General features: G+C 38.0%; 21 protein-coding genes. 4 read left to right on the forward strand and 17 right to left on the reverse strand.

All coding sequences use genetic code 11. From position 1 onward, the window contains the following. Positions 1–108: 108 nt before the first annotated feature. The 12 genes from JNUCC52_RS08115 to JNUCC52_RS08170 form a co-directional block, all read right to left on the reverse strand. Positions 109–1,068 (reverse strand): ABC transporter permease, encoded by a 960-nt coding sequence (locus tag JNUCC52_RS08115; protein WP_173477699.1) that lies wholly within the window; start codon positions 1,066–1,068, stop codon positions 109–111. A 1-nt stretch (position 1,069) separates the two neighbouring features. Then, positions 1,070–2,116 (reverse strand): ABC transporter permease, encoded by a 1,047-nt coding sequence (locus JNUCC52_RS08120; protein WP_173477700.1) that lies wholly within the window; start codon positions 2,114–2,116, stop codon positions 1,070–1,072. Further along, the gene (locus JNUCC52_RS08125) at positions 2,116–3,663 is read right to left on the reverse strand and encodes an ABC transporter ATP-binding protein (protein WP_337981897.1); all 1,548 of its coding nucleotides are present in this window, start codon (positions 3,661–3,663) and stop codon (positions 2,116–2,118) included. Before JNUCC52_RS08125 ends, JNUCC52_RS08120 begins: the two co-directional genes overlap by 1 nt. Before the next feature lie 396 nt (positions 3,664–4,059). After that, positions 4,060–5,139 carry a BMP family lipoprotein gene (locus tag JNUCC52_RS08130; protein WP_173477702.1) on the reverse strand — a complete coding sequence of 360 codons (1,080 nt, stop codon included), beginning with the start codon at positions 5,137–5,139 and terminating at the stop codon, positions 4,060–4,062. Between the two features lie 53 nt (positions 5,140–5,192). Next, complete coding sequence (locus tag JNUCC52_RS08135; RefSeq protein ID WP_139860220.1) at positions 5,193–5,921, reverse strand: GntR family transcriptional regulator; 729 nt, start codon at positions 5,919–5,921, stop codon at positions 5,193–5,195. Between the two features lie 198 nt (positions 5,922–6,119). Next, positions 6,120–8,414: an FtsK/SpoIIIE family DNA translocase gene (locus JNUCC52_RS08140; protein ID WP_173477703.1), complete on the reverse strand. Its 2,295-nt coding sequence runs from the start codon at positions 8,412–8,414 to the stop codon at positions 6,120–6,122. 309 nt (positions 8,415–8,723) lie between these two features. Then, the gene (locus JNUCC52_RS08145; protein ID WP_173477704.1) at positions 8,724–10,391 is read right to left on the reverse strand and encodes a ribonuclease J; all 1,668 of its coding nucleotides are present in this window, start codon (positions 10,389–10,391) and stop codon (positions 8,724–8,726) included. A gap of 292 nt (positions 10,392–10,683) precedes the next feature. Continuing rightward, positions 10,684–11,583: a 4-hydroxy-tetrahydrodipicolinate synthase gene (gene dapA / locus JNUCC52_RS08150; RefSeq protein ID WP_173477705.1), complete on the reverse strand. Its 900-nt coding sequence runs from the start codon at positions 11,581–11,583 to the stop codon at positions 10,684–10,686. 13 nt (positions 11,584–11,596) lie between these two features. After that, positions 11,597–12,634 (reverse strand): aspartate-semialdehyde dehydrogenase, encoded by a 1,038-nt coding sequence (locus JNUCC52_RS08155; RefSeq protein ID WP_173477706.1) that lies wholly within the window; start codon positions 12,632–12,634, stop codon positions 11,597–11,599. An 82-nt stretch (positions 12,635–12,716) separates the two neighbouring features. Then, positions 12,717–13,307: a dipicolinate synthase subunit B gene (locus JNUCC52_RS08160; RefSeq protein ID WP_173477707.1), complete on the reverse strand. Its 591-nt coding sequence runs from the start codon at positions 13,305–13,307 to the stop codon at positions 12,717–12,719. Further along, positions 13,301–14,080 carry a dipicolinate synthase gene (locus tag JNUCC52_RS08165; protein WP_173477708.1) on the reverse strand — a complete coding sequence of 260 codons (780 nt, stop codon included), beginning with the start codon at positions 14,078–14,080 and terminating at the stop codon, positions 13,301–13,303. The genes JNUCC52_RS08160 and JNUCC52_RS08165 overlap by 7 nt, the downstream gene beginning before the upstream one ends. Positions 14,081–14,089: 9 nt before the next feature. Beyond that, on the reverse strand, positions 14,090–14,353 hold the full coding sequence (locus JNUCC52_RS08170; protein ID WP_173477709.1) for a YlmC/YmxH family sporulation protein: 264 nt from the start codon (positions 14,351–14,353) through the stop codon (positions 14,090–14,092). 150 nt (positions 14,354–14,503) lie between these two features. Between JNUCC52_RS08170 and JNUCC52_RS08175 the strand changes: the two genes are divergently transcribed. The 4 genes from JNUCC52_RS08175 to JNUCC52_RS08190 are packed head-to-tail and all read left to right on the forward strand — an operon-like array spanning position 14,504 to position 16,987. After that, on the forward strand, positions 14,504–14,881 hold the full coding sequence (locus JNUCC52_RS08175) for a GntR family transcriptional regulator (protein ID WP_173477710.1): 378 nt from the start codon (positions 14,504–14,506) through the stop codon (positions 14,879–14,881). Continuing rightward, entirely contained in the window at positions 14,882–15,730 is an 849-nt protein-coding gene (locus JNUCC52_RS08180) for an ABC transporter ATP-binding protein (protein WP_173477711.1), read from the forward strand. It abuts the gene before it with no gap. Further along, the gene (locus JNUCC52_RS08185) at positions 15,727–16,353 is read left to right on the forward strand and encodes an ABC-2 transporter permease (RefSeq protein WP_173477712.1); all 627 of its coding nucleotides are present in this window, start codon (positions 15,727–15,729) and stop codon (positions 16,351–16,353) included. The genes JNUCC52_RS08180 and JNUCC52_RS08185 overlap by 4 nt, the downstream gene beginning before the upstream one ends. A 19-nt stretch (positions 16,354–16,372) precedes the next feature. Further along, entirely contained in the window at positions 16,373–16,987 is a 615-nt protein-coding gene (locus tag JNUCC52_RS08190) for an ABC-2 transporter permease (protein WP_337981898.1), read from the forward strand. A gap of 153 nt (positions 16,988–17,140) precedes the next feature. Here JNUCC52_RS08190 and JNUCC52_RS08195 read toward each other — a convergent pair whose 3' ends face one another. The 5 genes from JNUCC52_RS08195 to JNUCC52_RS08215 all read right to left on the reverse strand — a co-directional run bounded on the left by JNUCC52_RS08195 (position 17,141) and on the right by JNUCC52_RS08215 (position 22,089). Further along, positions 17,141–17,635, reverse strand: a complete 495-nt coding sequence (locus tag JNUCC52_RS08195; RefSeq protein ID WP_173477714.1) for a HugZ family pyridoxamine 5'-phosphate oxidase — start codon at positions 17,633–17,635, stop codon at positions 17,141–17,143. A gap of 11 nt (positions 17,636–17,646) precedes the next feature. Then, positions 17,647–18,429 carry an ABC transporter ATP-binding protein gene (locus tag JNUCC52_RS08200; RefSeq protein WP_337981899.1) on the reverse strand — a complete coding sequence of 261 codons (783 nt, stop codon included), beginning with the start codon at positions 18,427–18,429 and terminating at the stop codon, positions 17,647–17,649. Then, positions 18,430–19,422: a FecCD family ABC transporter permease gene (locus JNUCC52_RS08205; RefSeq protein ID WP_173477716.1), complete on the reverse strand. Its 993-nt coding sequence runs from the start codon at positions 19,420–19,422 to the stop codon at positions 18,430–18,432. A 15-nt stretch (positions 19,423–19,437) separates the two neighbouring features. Continuing rightward, the gene (locus tag JNUCC52_RS08210) at positions 19,438–20,427 is read right to left on the reverse strand and encodes an ABC transporter substrate-binding protein (RefSeq protein WP_337981900.1); all 990 of its coding nucleotides are present in this window, start codon (positions 20,425–20,427) and stop codon (positions 19,438–19,440) included. Between the two features lie 438 nt (positions 20,428–20,865). Then, the gene (locus JNUCC52_RS08215) at positions 20,866–22,089 is read right to left on the reverse strand and encodes a M16 family metallopeptidase (RefSeq protein ID WP_173477718.1); all 1,224 of its coding nucleotides are present in this window, start codon (positions 22,087–22,089) and stop codon (positions 20,866–20,868) included. Positions 22,090–22,110 lie beyond the last annotated feature (21 nt).

Genomic DNA, 22,110 nt, shown 5'->3' on the forward strand with positions numbered 1-22,110 from the left:
ATTTGTATAAGGCAAAAGACTGGGCTTGATTGCCCAGTCTTTTGTTTACTCGTTTCATTTCTTTCGACTTTGTCTAGTAATTCGACGAATAAACATGCTGTCTTAGACTTATCGTTTGCCTTTAATATATGGTTGACCACTTGCTTTTGGTGCATTTGCTTTACCAATAAATCCTGCTAACGCAAAAATCGTTAACACGTAAGGTAATATTTGTAAATACACTGCTGGGATTTCTTGCACATATGGAATTTGGTTCCCTGCAATACTTAATGTTTGCGCTAAACCAAAGAACAATGCTGCCCCAAGTGCACCGATTGGATGCCATTTACCAAAGATCATTGCTGCAAGTGACATAAACCCTTGACCAGCAATTGTTGCGTGAGAAAAATCATGTGTAATTGTTTGCGCATAAACCGCACCACCAAGACCACCAAGTGCTCCTGAAATAACTACGGCAATATAACGCATTTTATTTACTTTAACACCCATTGTATCTGCAGCCATTGGATGTTCCCCTACTGCACGTAAGCGTAGTCCAAATGGTGTTTTATAAATAACAAACCAAGCACCTATTGCCACAGCAAAGGCTAAAATCGATGTGCTATAGACATCATGGAATAATAAACGTCCAAAGAACGGAATATCCTCTAAATATGGAATGCCAAATCGACGGATCGGTTGGTCAATCATATCTGTTTGACCTTTATCATAAATCAATTTTACTAAGAATACAGTAACAGCTAAACCAAGTAAGTTGATTGCTACCCCTGATACCGTTTGATCGGCACGGAAAGAGATAGATGCCACCGCATGTAGCAAGGAGAAGATTCCACCTACAATAACAGCTGCCAGCATAGCTACCCATACTGTTGCAGAACCTAATTGTGCTGCAAACTCTAAATTGACAAAAATACCAACAAATGCGCCGACAATCATTAAACCTTCTAGCCCGATGTTAACAACACCTGAACGCTCAGAGAATACACCACCAATAGCAGTGAAAATTAATGGTGTCGCATAAAGGATTGCAGAAGGGATGATGAAATATAACATTTCTAAAAAGCTCATGTTATTGTCCCTCCTTTTTCTTACTTAACTTTTGTAATCCAACCCGAATGACGTAACCTGATGCTACAAAGAAGATAATTAAGGCAATAATGATAGACACAATTTCCTCTGGAATTCCTGCAGCATTCGGCATGTTAAGAGCACCGTATTTTAATGAGCCAAATAAAGAAGCCCCAAATACTACGCCAAGTGGTGTATTGGCACCAAGTAAGGCAACGGCAATACCGTCAAAACCAATCCCTGTAAAGCCAGCTTTAATAGATGCATTTTGGAATGTACCAAGCGCCTCCATCGCACCGCCAAGACCTGCAAACATACCTGAAATTGTCATAGCTAAAATGACATTTTTATTGACACTCATACCAGCATAATCTGCTGCATTTTGGTTAAAGCCTACTGCTTTAAGCTCATAACCACGTGTTGTTTTTTCTAAAATGAACCACATTACAACTACCATAAGAAGTGCAACTAGGATCCCATAGTGAAGACTTGAGTTGTCTGTAAGCTCTCTTAAAAACGGAGAACGTAATGAAGCGGATTCAAGAACACGTTCTGTTTTAAAGCTTCCATCTGACAATTTTTTAATTACAGCGTTTGCAATATAAAGCGCTGTATAGTTTAACATAATTGTCGCAATTACTTCATGAACTTTAAATTTCGCTTTTAAGAAACCTGCAATAAAGGCCCAAAATGCACCCGCCGCCGCCGCTGCTAGCAACGCTAATGGTAAGTGAATAATTTTTGGTAAATCAAAAGCATAGCCTACCCATGCTGCTGCAAGCCAACCTAAAATTAATTGACCTTCAACACCGATATTGAATAACCCTGTACGGAAGGCAAATGCTACCGCAAGACCTGCCAAGATATATGGTGTGATTTGACGGATCGTGTTCCCTATTGAATATGAATCTCCAAAAATACCTGTCCAAAGTGCACTATATCCTAATATAGGATCATAGCCGCTGACTACCATTACGATAGCACCTACAATTAAACCGATAATAATAGAGATGATAGGAACGAGTATATTAATGACACGATTTGACATTAGTCGTTCCCCTCCTTCGCTATATTTGTGCTATTTTTTTTACTTTGTCCCGCCATTAATAGACCAAGCTCTTGCTCTGTTGTTTCTTTTGGATTTAATTCATCCACAATTTGACCATCATAAATAACAGCGATACGGTCGGAAACATTCATTACTTCATCTAATTCAAATGAAATTAATAATACGGCTTTTCCTTTATCACGTTGCTCGATTAGACGAGAGTGAATAAATTCAATTGCCCCTACGTCAAGTCCACGTGTCGGTAGTGCAGCAATTAATAAGTCAGGATCTCGGTCAATTTCACGACCAATAATCGCTTTTTGCTGGTTACCACCTGATAGCGCCCGTGCAGGCGTCATTTCGCCATTACCTGTACGCACATCGTATTCTTTAATAATTTGATTCGCTTTTTCTGAAACTTTCTTATAATCCATAACAATGCCTTTTGCAATTGGCGATTGGTAATATGTTTGAAGTACAATATTATGACCAATTGGGAAGTCTAATACTAAACCATGCTTATGACGGTCTTGTGGGATATGTCCAACACCCTGTTCAGTAATTTTACGTGGTTTCATGTTTGTTACATCTTTGCCGTTAAACTTCACGAGACCGCTTTTCACTTTACGCAAGCCTGTAATAGCCTCGATTAACTCCGATTGACCATTGCCATCGATACCAGCGATACCAACAATTTCACCTTTACGTACATTGAGGTTAAGACCTTTTACTTTATCGATATTACGATAGTCAGTTACGACTAAATTCTCAATTGTCAGTACTTCATCAGTTGGATTCGCATCGATTTTTTCTGTTTTAAACTCAACTTGACGTCCAACCATTAACTCAGCTAAGTGATTAGGGTTTGTCTCTTCTGTAACAACCGTCCCAATGCCTTCACCTTTACGAATAATTGTTACGCGGTCAGAAACATCCATAATTTCTTTAAGCTTATGCGTAATTAATATAATCGATTTACCTTCAGCGATTAGTCGACGCATTATTTGAATTAGCTCTGTAATTTCTTGTGGTGTTAAAGAAGCAGTTGGTTCATCGAAAATTAATATTTCTGCACCACGATATAGTGTTTTTAAAATCTCCACACGTTGCTGCATACCAACTGTAATATCTTCGATTTTAGCATTTGGATCTACATCTAAACCATATTTCTCAGAAAGCGCTTGCACCTTTTTAGCTGCGTCTTTAATATTGACTACGCCCATCTTAGTAGGCTCTGAACCTAAAATAATGTTTTCTGTTACTGTAAAGTTTTCCACCAACATAAAGTGTTGATGCACCATGCCAATCCCTAAATCATTGGCAACATTCGGGTTTGTAATTTTAACAGCTTTCCCACGAACACAAATTTCTCCACCTTCTGGCTGATACAGACCAAAAAGGACGTTCATTAAAGTCGATTTACCCGCACCATTTTCTCCTAATAGCGCATGGATTTCGCCTTTTTTTAGTTGGAGGGTGATATTATTATTTGCTACGAAATCACCAAACTCTTTGCGGATTCCAAGCATTTCAATCACGTATTCCAATATTGTCACTCCCTTATAGGCAATTTTCTCTAAAACATTGTACTCTAGTGTATTTCTACCTGCCTCTATTGCAATACAGCCTAAGGTTTAGCATAGTTCAAAAGCGTTGCAATTTCTTAAAATAAAAAAACACCTGTATTGAACCCCACCTAAAGGTAAGGCATTTTCTAACAGAAATATAAATTAATACAGGAAAGGTCATCGTTAGAAACCTTTCTTCTATTAACTTGGTACCATCATTATCTTAAGCTTACGATAATATAATAATCTTATTTTAAAAATACTATAAAAATAAAATGTATCCAACAGAGTATTACAAATAGTCTAAATATAACGATAGATTGAAAAATCATCATAAGGGCAGTTGTAAAGCCCTTATGATGATTCAGAGATGAATTATTTTTCCACTTTTTCTGGAACTACGATTTCACCGCTAGCAATTTTTTCTTTATATTCGTCAATAACAGCTTGTACGTCTGCTGGAATTGCACCACGAGAGTCAGCAAGTTTAACGCCGTCTTCAGCTAGACCGTAAACAACTGTTGTACCACCTGGGAATTCACCATTTTTCGCTTTGTTAGAAATATCTACTACTGCTTCGTTAACACCTTTTAACATAGAAGTTAAAGTAATGTTTGTTTTATCATCTACTTTACCTTCATCGTATTGGTCAGCGTCTACACCGATTACCCAAACATTGGCATTAGGATCTTTTGCTTTACGTTCTTTAGCTTCAGAGAATACACCGTTACCAGTTGCACCTGCAGCGTGGAAGATAATATCTACGCCTGAAGAGTACATGCTGTTTGCAGCGATTTTACCAAGATCCGCTTTGTCAAATGCACCTGTATAGTTGCGTTGAATTTCGATATCAGGGTTAACAGCTTTAGCACCTTCAACGAAACCAGCTTCAAAACGATTGATTACTGGAATATCTACGCCACCTACGAAACCGATTTTACCTGATTTAGACATTTTAGCAGCAGCTACACCCGCTAAGAATGCGCCTTCTTGCTCTTTGAAAAGAACAGATACAACGTTTTCGTCTTTTACTTCAGCATCGATTAATGCAAAATGATTGTCTGGGTTTTCTGTTGCTACTGCTTCAATTGCATCAGCCATCATGAAACCAATACCGAATACTAAGTTAAAGTCACGACGAATTAAGTTGTTTAAGTTTGTTTCATAGTCAGCGTCAGAAGCTGATTGTAAGTAGTCGAATCCATCACCTTTTTTCAGGTTGTGCTCTTTACCATAAGCTTGAACACCTTCCCAAGCAGATTGGTTAAATGATTTGTCATCAACGCCACCTACGTCAGTAACCATACCTACTGAGAAAGTTTCCTCAGTGTTTTTGTCTCCTGATGCCGCATTGTCTTTTGCAGGTTTTTCTTCGTCTTTCGCACCACATGCACCTAAAATTGCACTTGCAGCTAAAACTGAAGATAATACTAAACCAAATTTACGTTTTTTCATTTTGTTAACCCCCCGAGGTATTGTAATTAGCAGGAAAATAATTTAGAAATGTTCTACACCCGTTTACGTACTACATGGAAGCTGAATTTATCAGCTCGGAAATAATTTTTTGAATACAGCACTACTTGATCATTATCATCATAATGGAGCTGTTTCAATACTAAAAGAGCAGTTTCACGACCACAATTTAATATCGGTGATGCTTGTTCATGATACCCAACTGGATCAATATAAGTTACAGCATAGGCAACATGAATTTTACCCGATTGTTCAAGTGCAGAGAAAAGTGAAACTTCTTTTTTGTCAACAAAGTCAGTAGGCAGGAAGCTGGCTGGTAATTTGTCTATACAATAAACTACTGGCTCACCATCCGCAGTTCTGACACGTTCAATCGTGAGTATTTTATCCTCGCCATCACATTGGAAGCGTTTTAAATCTTCATCAGAAGGGATATTCTCCGTTGCCTTTAAAAAACGAGACCCTGGTTCCATACCTGCTGTTTCGATCATAGAAGAAATACTGGATAAATGCTCGATGCCTGAAGTAAACAACGGCTTAGGATTTACAAAAGTACCAACCCCATGTCGACGCACAATCACATTTTCCTCTTCCAACAGTCGAAGCGCTTCCCTAAGTGTTGCTCGACTTACCCCTAGTGATTTCGATAATTCAAACTCTGAAGGAAGTTTTTCATTTTCTTTAAAAACGCCCGTCTCAATGTCAGACTTTAAACGATCAATTACTTGAAGATAGAGATGACGATGATCTGCTTTTATAGTCACATAAATCACCACCAAAATCAGAGATCAGACATCTGATGTACAACATTCCTACTAATCGTTCATAAATATAACATTTTTGCAGAATGAAATAAACTATTTTAAGCAAAATCAATTATAGAAATCATTTTTTCCTTCTTTTTGTTGCAAACATTTGGACATAAATACTGAAAAAAATGATTATTTTTCCTTTTTCAGGAATTAGTTATCGTACTGATGGATAAGTACTTGGCGAGGCTTACTGCCCTCTGGAGGCCCGACAATACCGCGTTGTTCCATCTGATCGACTATGCGAGCAGCGCGAGAATAGCCAATACGGAAGCGACGCTGTAACATGGACACCGAAGCTGTCTGCATATTGACAACTAATTGGACTGCCTCGTCAAATAATTCATCTGTTTCTTCTAAAATTGTTTCTTCTTCACTCGGAATCATCTCTTCTTGATACTGCGCTTTTTGTTGTTCTATAACAAAATCAACAACTGCTTCAACTTCCTGATCAGATAAAAATGCCCCTTGTACTCGTTTAGGTTTAGAAGCACCCGCAGGTAAAAATAACATATCGCCACGGCCAAGCAAACGTTCTGCCCCACCCATATCTAAAATTGTTCTCGAATCAATCGCTGATGACACAGCAAATGCTATTCGTGAAGGAATGTTTGCCTTAATAACCCCCGTTAAAACATCGACGCTTGGTCTTTGAGTCGCTAAAATTAAATGAATACCTGCTGCACGAGCCATCTGCGCTAAACGTGTAATGGAATCCTCGACGTCATTTGAGGCTACCATCATTAAATCTGCTAACTCATCGACGATCACAACAATATACGGCAACTTCGGATGCTTTTCTTCTGTTTGCTCATTTACTTTTTGGACATGGCCATTATAGCCTTCAATATTTCGAGTACCCGTATGTGAAAATAAATCATAGCGTCGTTCCATTTCCGATACTACTTTTTTAAGTGCTTGTGACGCTTTTCGAGCATCAGTTACAACTGGCGCTAACAAATGTGGAATCCCGTTATAAACATTCAATTCCACCATTTTAGGGTCAATCATCATCAGTTTCACTTCATGTGGCTTTGTTCGCATTAGTATGGATACCACAATGCCATTTATACACACACTTTTCCCACTGCCCGTTGAACCCGCTACAAGTAAGTGCGGCATTTTATTAAGCTCTGCTAACACGGCTTGTCCAGTAATATCACGGCCAAGCGCTACTTGTAACAATGCATCTGGTTTCGCTCCATCCTTTGATTCCAGCACTTCTCGCAATGTCACAATTGCTACCTCACTATTTGGTACTTCAATACCTATTGCTGATTTACCAGGAATAGGTGCCTCCATACGAATATCCTTCGCTGCAAGTGCTAAAGCTAGGTCGTCCTGAAGGTTAACTATTTTACTTACTTTTACGCCGATATCTGGCAATATTTCATATTTCGTAACTGCAGGTCCTAAATGGACTTGCGTCACTTTTGCCTTTACTCCGAAACTTTGCAATGTTTGCTCTAACTTTTTCGCATTTGCCTGAATTACGGAATATTCACCACTCTGGTCATGCTGAGGAGGCATTTGTAAAAGATTAAATGAGGGAAGCTGATAATCTGCATTTTCTACAGCATCTGCACTGCCAATATGGACGTCATCCATGCTTTCTCCCTCTTCCACTTCCACGTGCTCAGCTATTGGCATCGTCTCTTCTCGTTCATGTGATACATTTTGTGTAAAGGCTGAGATGATGGGCTCATGAGAAATTTCTTCTTCTTCATGTACATCATGGGCATGGTCAACAGCCGCAACTTCGTCGGCCGTACTTTCTGCTCTTGAACGGCGACGTTTTGGTTTCTTTGGCGTATTTTTTTTCTTTTCTTTATGTTTTTTTTGCCATTTCCCAAAAAGTACAGGCATTTTTTCAGCTAAATATGGAACGAGTGCCTTGCCCGTCACTAAAATTAAGCCGATAAAGAAAATAACCCAAGCAACTACTTTCGCACCTGTCGCTTCAAATAATACATGGAGGCCACTAAATAGCAAGGCGCCTACCATTCCGCCACCAAGGGCATCACTGCGATGAATCACACCCTCTGAATTAATTAATATTCGCCACGACTCTCTCAAAACCGACTCAGATAATAAGCCACCTGATTTGGATAATTGCTCAAATAAAATCCCATGACTAAAAATAGTTAAGCTCATGACAATTAACAGCATCCCTAAAATTAGTCGATCCTTCATGCTTACTTTTTTCTGCCCAATCATTAGTAGCAATGCAACAAATATCAGCATAAATGGCACTGCAAAATGTAAATTCCCTAAAAGGAACATGGCAATTGTTTGTAAAATACGTCCAATCATGCCATATTCAAAAATCATAATGACCGCAATTGCGATTAAGATGAGCCCTAAAATTTCGTACATGAGTGGATGCATTTCTTTTTTGTCAGATGTTGGTTTTGATTTTGTTGTTTTTCTTCTTTTACTACTTGCCATCTTTTTCACCTTCTTTTGCAATCCATTCTATATATGTAGCGAATAATATCATGTAGAACCCGATTATTTCAAAAAAAGGATTTTCCACCGTTTTTATCGGCTAGAAAATCCTTTCTCCTTCGCTACTTTTCCATACCTTGCTCTAAAAACAACTTTCACCAGTGGGCAAGACCTTTTTCAAAGGTTACTTGCATAGGTAATGTCGTATTTTCATATTAGACATTCAGCAAACCTTTTGAAAATTCAATCGGCAATGCTACGTAAATGTCACGTTATTAGCAACGTGCGTAAAGATAGTCATTTAAAATTTTAATATTCCATAATGATTGGGATAATCATTGGGCGGCGCTTCGTTTTTTGGAATAAATAAGTATTCAATGTATCTCGAATTTCTTGCTTAATGTTTGTCCATTCAAATGTATCTTTTCCAACGTATTTTTCAATGACGTTTTTCGCAATTTCCGATGCTTCCACCATCAGTTGCTCTGATTCACGTACATAGACAAAACCTCGCGATAAGATTTCGGGACCTGATGCGATTTTCTTTTGTGCGCGGTTTAATGTAACAACAACAATGAATATACCATCTTGTGATAGTAATTTACGATCACGTAACACAATGTTTCCAACATCGCCTACACCAATACCGTCAATTAATACATTGCCAGCTTGTACACGACCACTCATGCGCATTTTACCATTTTTATATTCTACAATATCACCTTTATCGGCGATGAAAATTTGTGATTTTTGCATCCCTAATTGTTGAGCTAGCTTAGAGTGTGCAATAAGCATACGATATTCACCTTGAACAGGGATAAAGTACTTTGGCTGCATTAAATTCAGCATTAGCTTTAAATCTTCTTGGCTGCCGTGCCCAGAAACATGGACATTTTTGCTTGATGTTAAAATTTCAGCTCCTGCTTTTGCAATGGAGTTCATTGTGTTAGCCATTTGTACTTCCATGCCTGGAGACGGAGTAAACGTAATGAGTACTGTATCATTTTGTTTAATCTTAATATCTCGGTGATGCTTGCGAACGATTTTTTCAAGCGCATCTAGCGGTTCGCCTCTATTACCTGTTGCGATAATAATAATTTCTTCTTCTTGATATTTTTGTATCTCAGAGATAGGAATAATAGTATCTTCTTCAACCGTTAAATAACCTAACTGTACACCTAAATCAACAGCTTTTTCTAAAGGTTTTCCTACAATCGCCACTTTACGGAATGATTTTTGAGCTTGCGTTAATACTTGTTGAATACGAATGAAGTTCGATGCGTATACAGCTACTAAAATACGACCTGGTGCTGAATGGAAAGTTTTTGATAGTTGTTCCTCAATCACAATTTCAGATGTCGTATAGCCTGGTCGCTCTGCTTCACAAGACTCAGAAAGTAAAATAAATACGCCTTCTTCACCTAACTGCGCCATTTTTGCTAAATCTGGCTTGAACTTACCTGTCGCAGATTGGTCGAATTTAAACTCTCCTGTATGAACAATCGCCCCTTCAGAAGTATGGAACACAACCCCTAATGAATCGGGAATACTATGTGTTGTATGGAAGAATGTTACATACGTAGAATTAAAATTCATACGGCTTCGGTTTGTTACTTCAAAGAACTTCACCTGATGTGGTGCAGGTAGTTCCTTTAAATGTTCTTTTGCTAGTGCAATCGTTAATTTTGATCCGTACACTGGCGCTTTCACTTTTTGTAAAATATAAGCAATCGAGCCAATAGCATCCTCGTGACCATGTGTTAAGAAAATCCCTTTCACACGCTCTTTGTTTTCTTCTAAATACGTAATATCAGGAATTACGATGTCAATGCCCAGCATCTCGTCTTCTGGGAACATTAAACCGCTATCTACTACAAATAGCTCTTCGTCAATTTCTACTACGCACATTGCTTTTCCGATTTCGCCCACGCCACCTAGTGGAATGATGCGAATAAGTTCATTTTTCTTTTTTGTCAATTTGTTTCCTCCTAAAAAATATCCCGAACAGCAACCACTTATTTTCATTATACGGTTTGCAAAGCTTTTGCACAAATTAAAAATGTAGGTTTTACTTAGAAACGTAGTGCCAGTCACTCAAACAATTCTGAATTCTGACAATTTATATATTTAATATCAAGTAAAAATCCACGAAAACTCCTCCGTGCCCACGGAAAGCGAAGTGGATTTTTACGTAGTGAATGGCATCGCAATGTTAAAAAAACTATAGACAAACTCATATTGCTGAGTTTGTCTATAGTATCATCTATCACTATCTAAAACTTTTTGCTTTTTCTTGATAGGTTTCCCATACTAAATCAAAGTTTGCTTTTTCTTCATCTGTCATTTCTACCATTGGTAGACGAACATTTAATGTATCAAAGCCTAATTTAGTCATTGCGTATTTTACTGGTGAAGGATTTGGTTGTGCAAACAATGCACGTACTAATGGTAATAATGCTCTATGAATTTTTGCAGCTTGTTGATGGTTACCTTCTTCAAACAATTTAATCATTAGCTGCATATCATTTCCAACAACATGCGACGCTACTGAAATTACACCAGCGCCACCTATTGCAAGCAAAGGTAATGTTAATCCGTCATCTCCACTATATACAAAGAAATTATCAACAGCTTCAACGTTTTCTATAATATCGCCCATTTGATCTAAATTCCCGCTCGCCTCTTTAATCCAAGAGATATTAGGAATTTTACTTAAATCAACTGACGTCTCATATGCTACGTTTACACCTGTGCGTCCCGGTACATTATAAAGCATTACAGGTAGCCTAGTTTCTTTTGCAATAGTTTCAAAGTGCGCGTAAATCCCTCGTTGATTTGGTTTATTATAATATGGTGCAACTAACATAATACCATCAGCACCATTTTCTTCGGCTTTATGCGTCATCGCAATAGAATAAGCCGTTTCATTATCACCTGTACCTGCAATAACTGGTACACGACCTGCTACTTTCTCTACTGTAAATCTTACAACTTCAATTTTTTCTTCTGTGGTCATAGTTGGGTTTTCGGAGGTTGTGCCACATGCAACAATGCAATCAGTGCCATTATCTATTAAGTAATTAATAATACGTTCTAGTTCTGGATAATTAATCGTACCATCTTCCTTAAACGGCGTTATCATTGCCGTTCCAATTCGACCTAAATTCATCCTTACACCCCTCTTATAGTAAGTTATCCTCAAGCATTGCTTCTGCAATTTGGATAGAGTTCAATGCAGCGCCTTTTAATAAATTATCTGATACGATCCATAGATGGAATCCCTTTTTATTGTCTAAGTCTTGACGGATACGTCCTACAAAGGTAGCATCTTCCCCTTCAGCGTAAATTGGCATTGGGTAAGTTTGTGTTGCGATATCATCCTGTAAAACAATTCCAGGTGCATGACGTAATACTTCGAAAATCCCTTCAACTGTTGTATCTTTTTCTACTTCAATATAAACAGATTCAGAATGTCCTGAAACGACTGGTACACGTACGCAAGTAGCAGCCACTTTTAACTCTGGTGCATGCATAATTTTTTTCGTTTCATTAATCATTTTCATTTCTTCGTATGTAAAGCCATTGTCTGTAAATTTATCGATTTGTGGAATGACATTACGAGCAATTGGGAAATGACGTTTGTCGCCACCACTTGGTAAAATATTTGCTTCTACATCTTTACCTGCATCCCAGTTTGCGCTTTGTGCTTTTAATTCTTCAATTGCAGAAATCCCTGCACCAGAAACTGCTTGGTATGTTGATACTAATACCTTCGTTAAGCCAAATGTCGCACGAATTGGTTCAAGTGCTGCAACCATTTGAATTGTAGAGCAGTTTGGATTGGCGATAATCCCATTATGTTTAGCAAGATCGCCGCGATTCACTTCAGGTACAACTAGCGGTACCTCTGGATCCATACGGAAATGGCTCGTATTGTCAATAACTACTGCCCCGCGTTTTGCCGCTTCAGGCGCTAGTACTGCCGATACAGAACCACCCGCAGAGAATAAAGCGACATTGACGCCTTCAAAAGCTTCTGGTGTCGCTTCTTCAATTGTATATGTCTTACCATTAAATTCGATTGGTTTTCCTGCAGAACGTGCAGAAGCTAAAAATTTAATGTGTCCTATTGGAAATTTTCGTTTAATTAGCTGTTCCATCATTTTTGAACCTACTGCTCCTGTTGCCCCTACAACTGCAACTGTTAACTGCTTAGTCATCTGTCATCTCTCCTTGAATACAAGTTCCATAATGTGTGCTATTGTATCATAAAAATACTGAAAATTGTGTGCAATTAATGATTTATTTGAAATATTGTATCAACAATGGCTGTAATTGTTTTTTATGCGTAATTGCTGCATCAACCGTCTCGACCATTTGAGTAAAATCAGCTATTAAAGAATTCGGTTTTCCATGTGGAGAATCCTGACCGAATGGGATAAAGTAGATATTTTTTGAATTGAGCAATTTCATAATATTGATGCCGTTAAGTCCAAGCGCATCGTTTGTGGAAATGCCTAGAACGACAGGCGAACCATTTCGTAACGTTGCCTTTGCCGCCATCAACACAGGGCTATCTGTCGCTGCATTGGCAAATTTGCTAATACTATTACCTGTCATTGGCGCTATAACCATTGCATCCAATGGATTGGATGGTCCAAATGGTTCTGCTTCTTTTATAGAAGAAATAACTTTTTCTCCTGTCAGTGCCTCAATTTTTTCTATCCATTCTTCTCCTGTACCGAAACGTGTCGCGGCATGTAATACCGAATGGGTAATAATCGGGATAACTGTAGCCCCTGCATTAATAAAGTTTTGAATTTTGGGTACAACATCCTCATACGTGCAATGTGAAGCCGTAATACCTAAACCAATTCGTTTACCCGTCAGCAATTTTCTTCCTCCTCTATTGCCTTGCACAAAATTTCTGCCGCATTATGTGCAAAGTATTTCCCAGGTAATGATGGCAATAGTACATATGTCTGTAACTGGTCAGCATCAATATCTAAGCAGCCTGGCTCTGATGCTAAATCATATAACACGGCAGGCACATAATCTTGAAACGATTCTGTAATCCACTTAGCAGGAATCGTATTGATGAAAATACCATCATGTACCGACCATTTGCGATCATCTAAATCAGACGCTTTATAGCCATAAGCTTTCGCTTCACTCACTTGTACCACTGAACGCGCAACAATATGGACATTAGCACCCATTTTTACTAGTAAAGAAGCGAGCATTTTGGCGATGCGCCCAAAGCCTGCGATAGTAAAGTTTTGTCCGTAAATACATTTCTGCTCGAGTCCGTAAAACGTTGCGATAAATCCCTCCGCTGTCAACCTTGCATTTTGCCAAATAAAGGACTCTTGCTGTAAATAACAATTGGTCTCATTTTTTTCAAGCAATTGTTTCCAATGCATTGTCAATCGCCCAGTATAAAACTTAACTTGTGATATGCCATATAATTGTTCTACTTCTATCTTCAAAGGAAGTATAGGCAGAATAATTTTATTGGGCTGAAACTCTAAAACAAGTTTATTTAACTCCTCATTCCAAACAGAAGTTCTTTTATAGAATACTGTACGTGAAGGACTACGTAGCATCGTTGCTAATTCTTTCAATCTTGAGTCCTCGCCGATCACCAGCCATTTTTCGTTTTCCAAAAGCTCACCTCACTGTAAAAATTCGGACTGTACCGTCGTTGTTTTGTTAAATAAAATACGATCTTCCCCAATTAATATAATTTCATGCCATGGAATCATTTCGCTAACTTTCACTTTCTTCTTTTGGAATGGTAATTTTTCTTTAATAATCTCAAATCCATGTATCTTTCCTGTTTGCACATCTAATAGGCATTCTGTGTGGGCCAGTATGCCAAAATGTACACCACCTTCAACTTGAATTAACTCTTTATCCACCATTTCAGATAATAGCATGCCTCATCTCCCTCCTTGAGCCGTTAACCCAATATATGCCGAGTTTTTGCAAATCGTGCCCGATATTGAAAGTACTTCAATGTTGCAACTTTCGACCGAACTGTGTATAGTGTGTATATACAGTTTTAGAGAAATAAGAGGTGAAGATTTGTGCATATCCATTTAAGTAATGCGAGTGATAAACCAATTTACGAGCAAATTACTATACAGCTAAAAGAGGCAATTTTAGCTAATAAATTACAAGCTGGCGATGCACTCCCCTCTATTCGTGCACTCGCAAAGGATCTTAAAATTAGCGTTATGACAACAAAACGGGCATATGCAGATTTGGAGCGAGATGGCTTCATTGAAACGGTCGCTGGGAAGGGCAGTTTTGTCACTGAACGCAACCAAGACTTTCTTCGTGAGGAATTATTGCGTCAAGTAGAGGAGTATTTGCACAAAGCCGTAAGAACAGCTAAAACTGCAGGGCTTACAAAAGAGGAATTAGCAGACTTACTTTCGTTAATTGTAGAGGAGGACCACTAAATGAATGCCATCGAAATTCACGATGTACACAAAAGCTTTGCAGGTTTCTCATTAAAGGATATTAGTTTTTCAGTACCTCAAGGAACTGTTATGGGCTTTGTTGGAGAGAACGGTGCAGGTAAGTCAACTACCATTAAATGCATACTCAATTTATTAAAAAAAGAATATGGCGAAATTTTTCTTTTCGGCAAAGATATTGTCGAACATGAGCTTGCGATAAAAAACGACATCGGTGTCGTTTTCGACGACTTGCACATACCTGAAACGCTTAATGCGACGCAGCTCGACAAATTCATGAAAAAAGTATTTAAAACATGGGATTCTACCTATTATTTTGAGCGACTGGCTCAATTTAAAGTACCTGAGCGAAAAAAAGTAAAGAAGTTATCCCGTGGAATGAGGATGAAGCTGTCGATTGCATTAGCGTTATCGCATCATCCAAAATTATTAATTTTAGATGAACCGACAAGTGGACTAGATCCAATTATACGTGATGAAATTCTCGACTTATTTTTAGATTTTATGCAGGACGAAACACATAGCATTTTATTTTCATCACATATAACGAGTGATCTGGAAAAGATAGCGGATTATATAACATTCATTCATAATGGAGAAATTTTATTTAGTGAAAGCAAGGATATTTTGCTGTATGACTACGCTATTTTCAAAGGCAATAAAGAGGAAGTAAGCGATTTACCTGAGCAAGCCATTATCCGCAAACGTAATGGCGCTTTCGGGCTAGAGGTACTTGTTCTAAAAAACGAAATAAGTGAAGCATTTACCGTTGAAAGGCCTACTATTGAAGATATCATGCTATTTTACGTGAAAGGTAGTGTTCAATTATGACTGCTCTTCTAGTGAAAGATTTAATGACCATTCAACGGCAATTAAAGACACAAGTCCTTTTTCTTTTACCTATTCTTTTTATATCCTTTGTATTTGGGCAAGGATATTTTATTTTTCCCTTTCTTTTATTTATCCTAATTATTCAAGCAGTCACTGCTCTTACTTATGATGAACTATGTGATTTTGATAAATATGCCAATACATTACCCATTTCAAAGAGCGAAATTGTTCTTAGTAAATACATGCTCGGCCTATTACTGATGTTTATTGGTTTGATTATTGCGTTACCTATAGTTTTGATAATTAATCACTTCACCAACAATTGGGAAACAGTTAATTATTTCCTTACATTTAACCTTATTATTGCGGCAGCATTATGTATGCTTGCTTTATTATTACCAATCTATATAAAATTCGGCTCTATAAAAGGAAGATACGTTCTTATTTTCCTATGCTTTATTCCAGGCTTGATTATCGGTATGTTAGATGAGTACTTTGCGAATATTTTGCTAGTTGTTTCTAAACTACAACATTTGAGCTATCTCGCACCTTTTATCGGACTTTTTATTTTATGGATATCTTCTCTTATTTCAACAGCAATCTATAAACGTAAGGAATTTTAGGAGGGAGGTTGTATGTACTATGGAAGCTTTAGTATGGCATAGATTGTCTATGCAAAAGTGGTATATTTTAATCGTGCTAACTATTAGTGTGACCATTACTTTCGTAAACGTCCGTTTTTTCAGTAACTCTTCTATCGTCATGTTTGCGTTAATTTTTTCTGTGACGATAGTCGAAAGCATGTATACGCAAGATCATAAAGCGAAGTGGGAACTGTTTGTTAATAGTCTTCCTTTAACGAAAAAGATGCAGTTACAAGCGGATTACCTTTATTGTTATGGCTTAATTGCACTACTTTTTATCACATCTGCTCCTATTTATTTTTCACCGTTTTTCGTACATAGCGATAGCTACGAACATTTCGCTATTTATTTCGCAAATATTAGCTGCGCTATTTTGCTTGTTTGTGCGCAATTTTATTCACATCATATAGAGGAAACTAAAGGGATGCGGTCCTTTAGAATGATCATTTATGTATTACTTATTTTTTCTATCAATTTTCCGATCCATTATTATTTATCAATGGTAGCTGCTAATTTGTCAGTCATGTTAATACCAACAGTCATTAGCGCCATCATCAGTATTTTCGTTTTTCGAAAATGCCATGTGCTGTATAGAGCAAAAGAGATCTATTAAATATAACAAGCCCCACCACGAAAAGAAAAGTGGTGGGGCTTACGATGTACATATAAGGTGCAAGCTATTTTGTTTACGGGTTGCCGCTCCGAGTAGACACTTTTCGCGGGCATGGCTTCACTTTAGCTACACCTTGTAGCAAGTCATTAAAAATTATTTTTTATCAATTACTACATGTTTTAATGTATCAGTAGTTACATCAATATCAAACGCTTTACCAAAGCCGACAACGTAACGACCTTCCAATGGCGTTAGCTCAAATAACGAAAAATCAAGTGTACGTAACAGTTGCATCATTTTTGCATTATGCACTTCATCGAATAATGCAAATACTTCTTCATAGCCTTCATTACCTAATAAAGTTGGTGTACATTGCCAACGTGCACGTTCTGTAGCAAATGGGTTCGCTGTCACGGCCTCATCTGCCACACAAATTAAATCAACAAATTGAGACTGCTCCATTAATTTAAAATGCTCAGCGATTCGACTAATGTAAACATAGAATTTCCCGTTTAGTCGCACAAATGGTGTAGTACTGCTGAACGGCTTACCTTCTGCATCTACAAGACTAAGCACACAACTTTTTTTACCTTGTAAAAACGTTTCATAATCTTGTTTAATTTGGTCCATGTTCATTTCTTTTTGCATCCTATTTCCTCCTATGCCTTCACAGTACTTTTTAATTGAATTCGTGGAGCAGAATCCCATGATACATATTGTATTTCCGCTTCCATCCGATAAATTTGCTGAATCATTTGTTCTGTCATCACATCTTCAGGTGTACCAATTTGTGCTCGGTATCCGTCCTTTACAACGACAATTTGGTCGCTATAACTAGATGCTTGATTTAGATCATGGAGCACCATGACAACCGTCATCCCCATTTCACGATTAAGCTCTCGTACTAATTCCAGTACTTCATGTTGATGGGCAATATCTAAATAGGTCGTAGGCTCATCCAATAATAAAATTTGTGGTCGCTGTGTCAATGCCATCGCAATCCATGCGCGTTGCGATTCTCCACCAGATAACGCTGCTATAGGTTGATCTCGATAATGCATTAATTGCGTTTTCTCTAATGCCCAATCAATGATTGCTTCATCTTCAGCATTTAAACGTTCAAACCATTTTTTATGTGGGTAACGACCATATGCGACTAAATTACGAACTGAAATATCTGCTGGTGCTTGATTTCGCTGACTAAGTATGCACATTTTCTGTGCAATTTCCTTAGACGAAAGTCGACGTATGTTTTCGCCATCGAAGGTAATTGTCCCACCACTATAAGGCTGCAACCGTGCAATGGCCTTTAGTATTGTAGACTTTCCAGAGCCATTCGGACCGATAATGGATAGGACCTCTCCTTTTTTGACATCAAATGAAAAATTATGGACAACTTCTTTTTGCTCATAACGGACAGATAGCTCTTCAATTTTTAACAATTAAAACGCCTTCTTTCGCATTAAATATAAGAAATATGGTCCACCAATAACAGCCATAATTATCCCCGCTGGAATATCTAGTGGGGCAAATAATGTCCGACCACCTGTATCTGCAATAAGTAATACAATTGCTCCCATCGCCATACTCATTGGTAGCATGTACTTATAGTCTGAGCCTACAAGCATGCGTGCCATATGTGGAACGATTAAGCCGACAAAACCAATCATGCCGATTGCCGCTACTGAAATAGCAGCTAAAAATACAGCTAAAATTGATAACATAATGCGAATACGTGTTACATTTTCACCGAGGTTCACAGCAACTTGGTCCCCTAGGCGGATAATATTCGCCTTTCGGATAGCAAAGATTGATATAATCCAACCGATAATCGCGTAAGGATAAATCATATGGAGCGAAGCATTTCCCTTCGCGGCAAGACTACCATTTAACCATTGCACAGCAGATGGAAGACGATCGCTATACATAATGGAAAGGAAACCAATGATTCCGCCACCTAGCGCATTAACAGCCACACCTGACAAAATAATGGTAATTGGAGAAATACCTGAACGACGCCAAGCTAATGCATAGACAATTGTTGCTGCAAGTAAGCCTCCTACAAATGCTGCTATCGGAATATAGTTTGTGAATTCTGGATTTGCTAACATAATTAGTAACACAAAGGCAGCAGCACCACTTGTTACACCTGTCAATCCTGGGTCAGCTAGTGGATTTCCCATTACCGCCTGCAATAGCGCCCCTGAAATTGCAATATTTGCGCCAATAATCAATGCTAGTAACACACGCGGCAGTCGAATATCCCAGATTATCGTTGTATACACACCTTCATTTGTTCGGCCATTTAATATCGTCGATAGTATTTCTGGAATTGTAATATGGACACTTCCAAGTCCAATGGCAACAATTGCTGCTATTAATGTCAGCACAAAGGTAGCAATTACGATTATGCGACTTCTCGTTGTACTAATCATAGTTAAACCTCATTCTTACTTGTAGAAATAATCTGCAATTGTTGTAAGTGCTGTTTCTACATTGGCAATAGATGTTACACCAAATGTACTATAATCAAGCATATAGATTTTGTCATTTTTATAAGCTGACAATTGCGTCCATGCACTATTTTTTTCAATTTCTTGCTTAAATTTATCTTCATTTGCTCCGTGATCACCTGATGCTAATACAAAAATCATATCTGGATCAGCTACTACAATGTCTTCTAAGTTCATTGGTGAATATGTTGATTCTGCTTTTAACACTGATTGTGCAATATTATCAGCACCTAAACGCTCAACTAAACTACCTAAATAAGATTTTTCGTTCATTACCATGAATGAATCCGATGTACCAATGACTAACATTACAGATGGAAGTTCCTTGCCTTTCCCCTGTTCTTCTAGTTCATTTTCTTTCGCTACAATACTTTGTAGCACTTCATTCATTTTTTCTTCTTTCCCAAAGTATGTACCTAGTACTTTGAAACTTAATTTTAAATCGTCATATGACTCTGTCGGTAAATATGCTGATGGAATATTCATACCTGTAAGTGCTTGATCTAATGAGCTTTGAAGAGCTGATGCCCCAATAATTAACTCTGTTTGTAAACTTGAAATTACTTCTAAATCAGGTGCCATCGGTGAGCCAATCTTCGTAATTGCTTCAAAATCTTTAGGAAGTGGATTTGTCGATGTTGGAACTCCCACTGGTGTAATACCTAATAGGTTAAGCATTTCTGTTAATGGGACAGATGTTGTGACGATCTTTTCAGGCACCTCTGTCGGGAAACTTGCTAACGCTTTTTGAAATGCTTCCTCATCTACGCCGTCGTCAAATGCCTTTGATGATGCATCCTCTTTTACATCTGCTGTTACATCTTGTTGTTTATCTGTTTCTTTTTCTACACTTTTTTCTTCTTGCTTCGCACATCCTGCTAATGCACATACAATTACTAAAAGACTAATCCATATCCACTTTTTCATTTTTCTATCTCCCTACTAATTGATAATGATATTCAATATCGTTTATAATATCAGACTTCATTGATAATATCAACGCCTAATTGATAATATAATTTCCAATTGGAAATTATACCTAGCTTTTTGGACACCCTCCATAATTGTTTGAGTGCCAGGCACTTTGTCGCTAAATAGGTTTATTTTCATCTCAATAATTAGTTGATTCTGTGCCCGTGCAAAGCGACCACACGTAGCTGAAATCAACTGAAATAGTTTAATGCTATACGTTTTAGCCACTCTTTATGAAAGGCGAGATAGGTTATTTTCACTTCAACATTTAACACGCAAGTCAGATTATCTAATCAATTTGAGGACGCCAAACTAAAACGAGGCATCCAACGATTGAACGTTAGATGCCTCGTAATAAAATATGAATTTTTTGTGACCGCTCTTTAGACTCTTTTAAGCTTCAGGTCCGATTATAGCAATTGCCGGCTCTGCTTTTAAAATTTTGGCAATGAGTCGATCTATTGAATCCATCGTAACAGCATCAATTGACGCCAATACTTCATCTACTGTACGATGGCGTCGATGAACTAATTCACTTGTCCCATTCCGATTCATACGCGCACCCGTTCCTTCAAGACCAAGCACAAAGCTTCCTTTTAGCTGTTCCTTAGCATTATCTAACTCTTCCTCAGTCACGCCTCCCGCTACAATATCTAGCAATGTAGCATCAATTGTATGCTGCAATTGCGCTAGTTGTTGGCGACTTGCACTGCCATAAATCGTAAATGCCCCAACGTCTGCATAGCATGATTGATAGGAGAAAATTGTATAAGCTAAGCCACGCTCTTCACGTACTTCTTGGAACAGACGGGAGCTCATGTTACCACCTATAATATTATTTAAGGCAATAAAACTATACATATCTGGATCTTTGACCCCAATTGCAGGATAGGAAATCGCTAAATGAGCCTGTTCCGTATCACGCGTTTTCATAATTTCTCCTGGTTGGAACTGTGGATTTGTCAAGACAGGTACCACAGCATGCGGTGAAGCCTCATATTGTCCAAATAAGTTTTCAATTGTCGTTAATAGTGACGGTGAAATATTGCCAGCCACGGAAATGACAATCGACTCTGGCCCATAATGTTTAGCCATATACTGTCGAATCACATCTGCAGTAAATGTTTTTAATGTAGCAGCAGTCCCTAAAATTGGACGGCCTAGTGCATCATTTGGATACATTACTTCCCAAAGCTTTTCATGCACATCATCATCAGGAGCATCTTCACTCATGAATATTTCCTCTAGTACTACTTGACGCTCTTTCTCCAATTCTTCTTCCGTAAAAGTCGAATGAAAGAACATATCAGCAAGAATTGTTATGGCAAGCTCCGCATGATGATCTAAAACTTTTGCATAATAGCATGTATTTTCCTTTGAAGTAAAGGCATTTAGCTCCCCACCAATACGATCAAATTCTTCTGCTATTTGGCGAGCAGTTCGCGTTTTTGTCCCTTTAAAAAGCATATGTTCGATAAAGTGTGTAATCCCATTCTCTTCTGGAAGTTCATAGCGAGAACCCGCATTGACAAATATGCCCAGCGCAACAGATCTTACATGATCAATTTGCTCGGACACAATACGCACACCGTTTTGACATGTATGTACTTGTACCAAATAATTTCCTCCTTTTTAACC

The sequence above is a fragment of the Lysinibacillus sp. JNUCC-52 genome, assembly GCF_015999545.1.
GTDB lineage: Bacteria > Bacillota > Bacilli > Bacillales_A > Planococcaceae > Lysinibacillus.

Excerpts from the sequence above, each read along its gene's own strand:
- JNUCC52_RS08115 (WP_173477699.1), bottom strand. The coding sequence starts at position 1,068 with ATGAGCTTTTTAGAAATGTTATATTTCATCATCCCTTCTGCAATCCTT.
- JNUCC52_RS08120 (WP_173477700.1), bottom strand. The coding sequence starts at position 2,116 with ATGTCAAATCGTGTCATTAATATACTCGTTCCTATCATCTCTATTATT.
- JNUCC52_RS08130 (WP_173477702.1), bottom strand. The coding sequence starts at position 5,139 with ATGAAAAAACGTAAATTTGGTTTAGTATTATCTTCAGTTTTAGCTGCA.
- JNUCC52_RS08140 (WP_173477703.1), bottom strand. The coding sequence starts at position 8,414 with ATGGCAAGTAGTAAAAGAAGAAAAACAACAAAATCAAAACCAACATCT.
- dapA (WP_173477705.1), bottom strand. The coding sequence starts at position 11,583 with ATGAATTTAGGTCGAATTGGAACGGCAATGATAACGCCGTTTAAGGAA.
- JNUCC52_RS08155 (WP_173477706.1), bottom strand. The coding sequence starts at position 12,634 with ATGACTAAGCAGTTAACAGTTGCAGTTGTAGGGGCAACAGGAGCAGTA.
- JNUCC52_RS08170 (WP_173477709.1), bottom strand. The coding sequence starts at position 14,353 with ATGCTATTATCTGAAATGGTGGATAAAGAGTTAATTCAAGTTGAAGGT.
- JNUCC52_RS08180 (WP_173477711.1), top strand. The coding sequence starts at position 14,882 with ATGAATGCCATCGAAATTCACGATGTACACAAAAGCTTTGCAGGTTTC.
- JNUCC52_RS08185 (WP_173477712.1), top strand. The coding sequence starts at position 15,727 with ATGACTGCTCTTCTAGTGAAAGATTTAATGACCATTCAACGGCAATTA.
- JNUCC52_RS08190 (WP_337981898.1), top strand. The coding sequence starts at position 16,373 with ATGGAAGCTTTAGTATGGCATAGATTGTCTATGCAAAAGTGGTATATT.
- JNUCC52_RS08195 (WP_173477714.1), bottom strand. The coding sequence starts at position 17,635 with ATGCAAAAAGAAATGAACATGGACCAAATTAAACAAGATTATGAAACG.
- JNUCC52_RS08205 (WP_173477716.1), bottom strand. The coding sequence starts at position 19,422 with ATGATTAGTACAACGAGAAGTCGCATAATCGTAATTGCTACCTTTGTG.
- JNUCC52_RS08210 (WP_337981900.1), bottom strand. The coding sequence starts at position 20,427 with ATGAAAAAGTGGATATGGATTAGTCTTTTAGTAATTGTATGTGCATTA.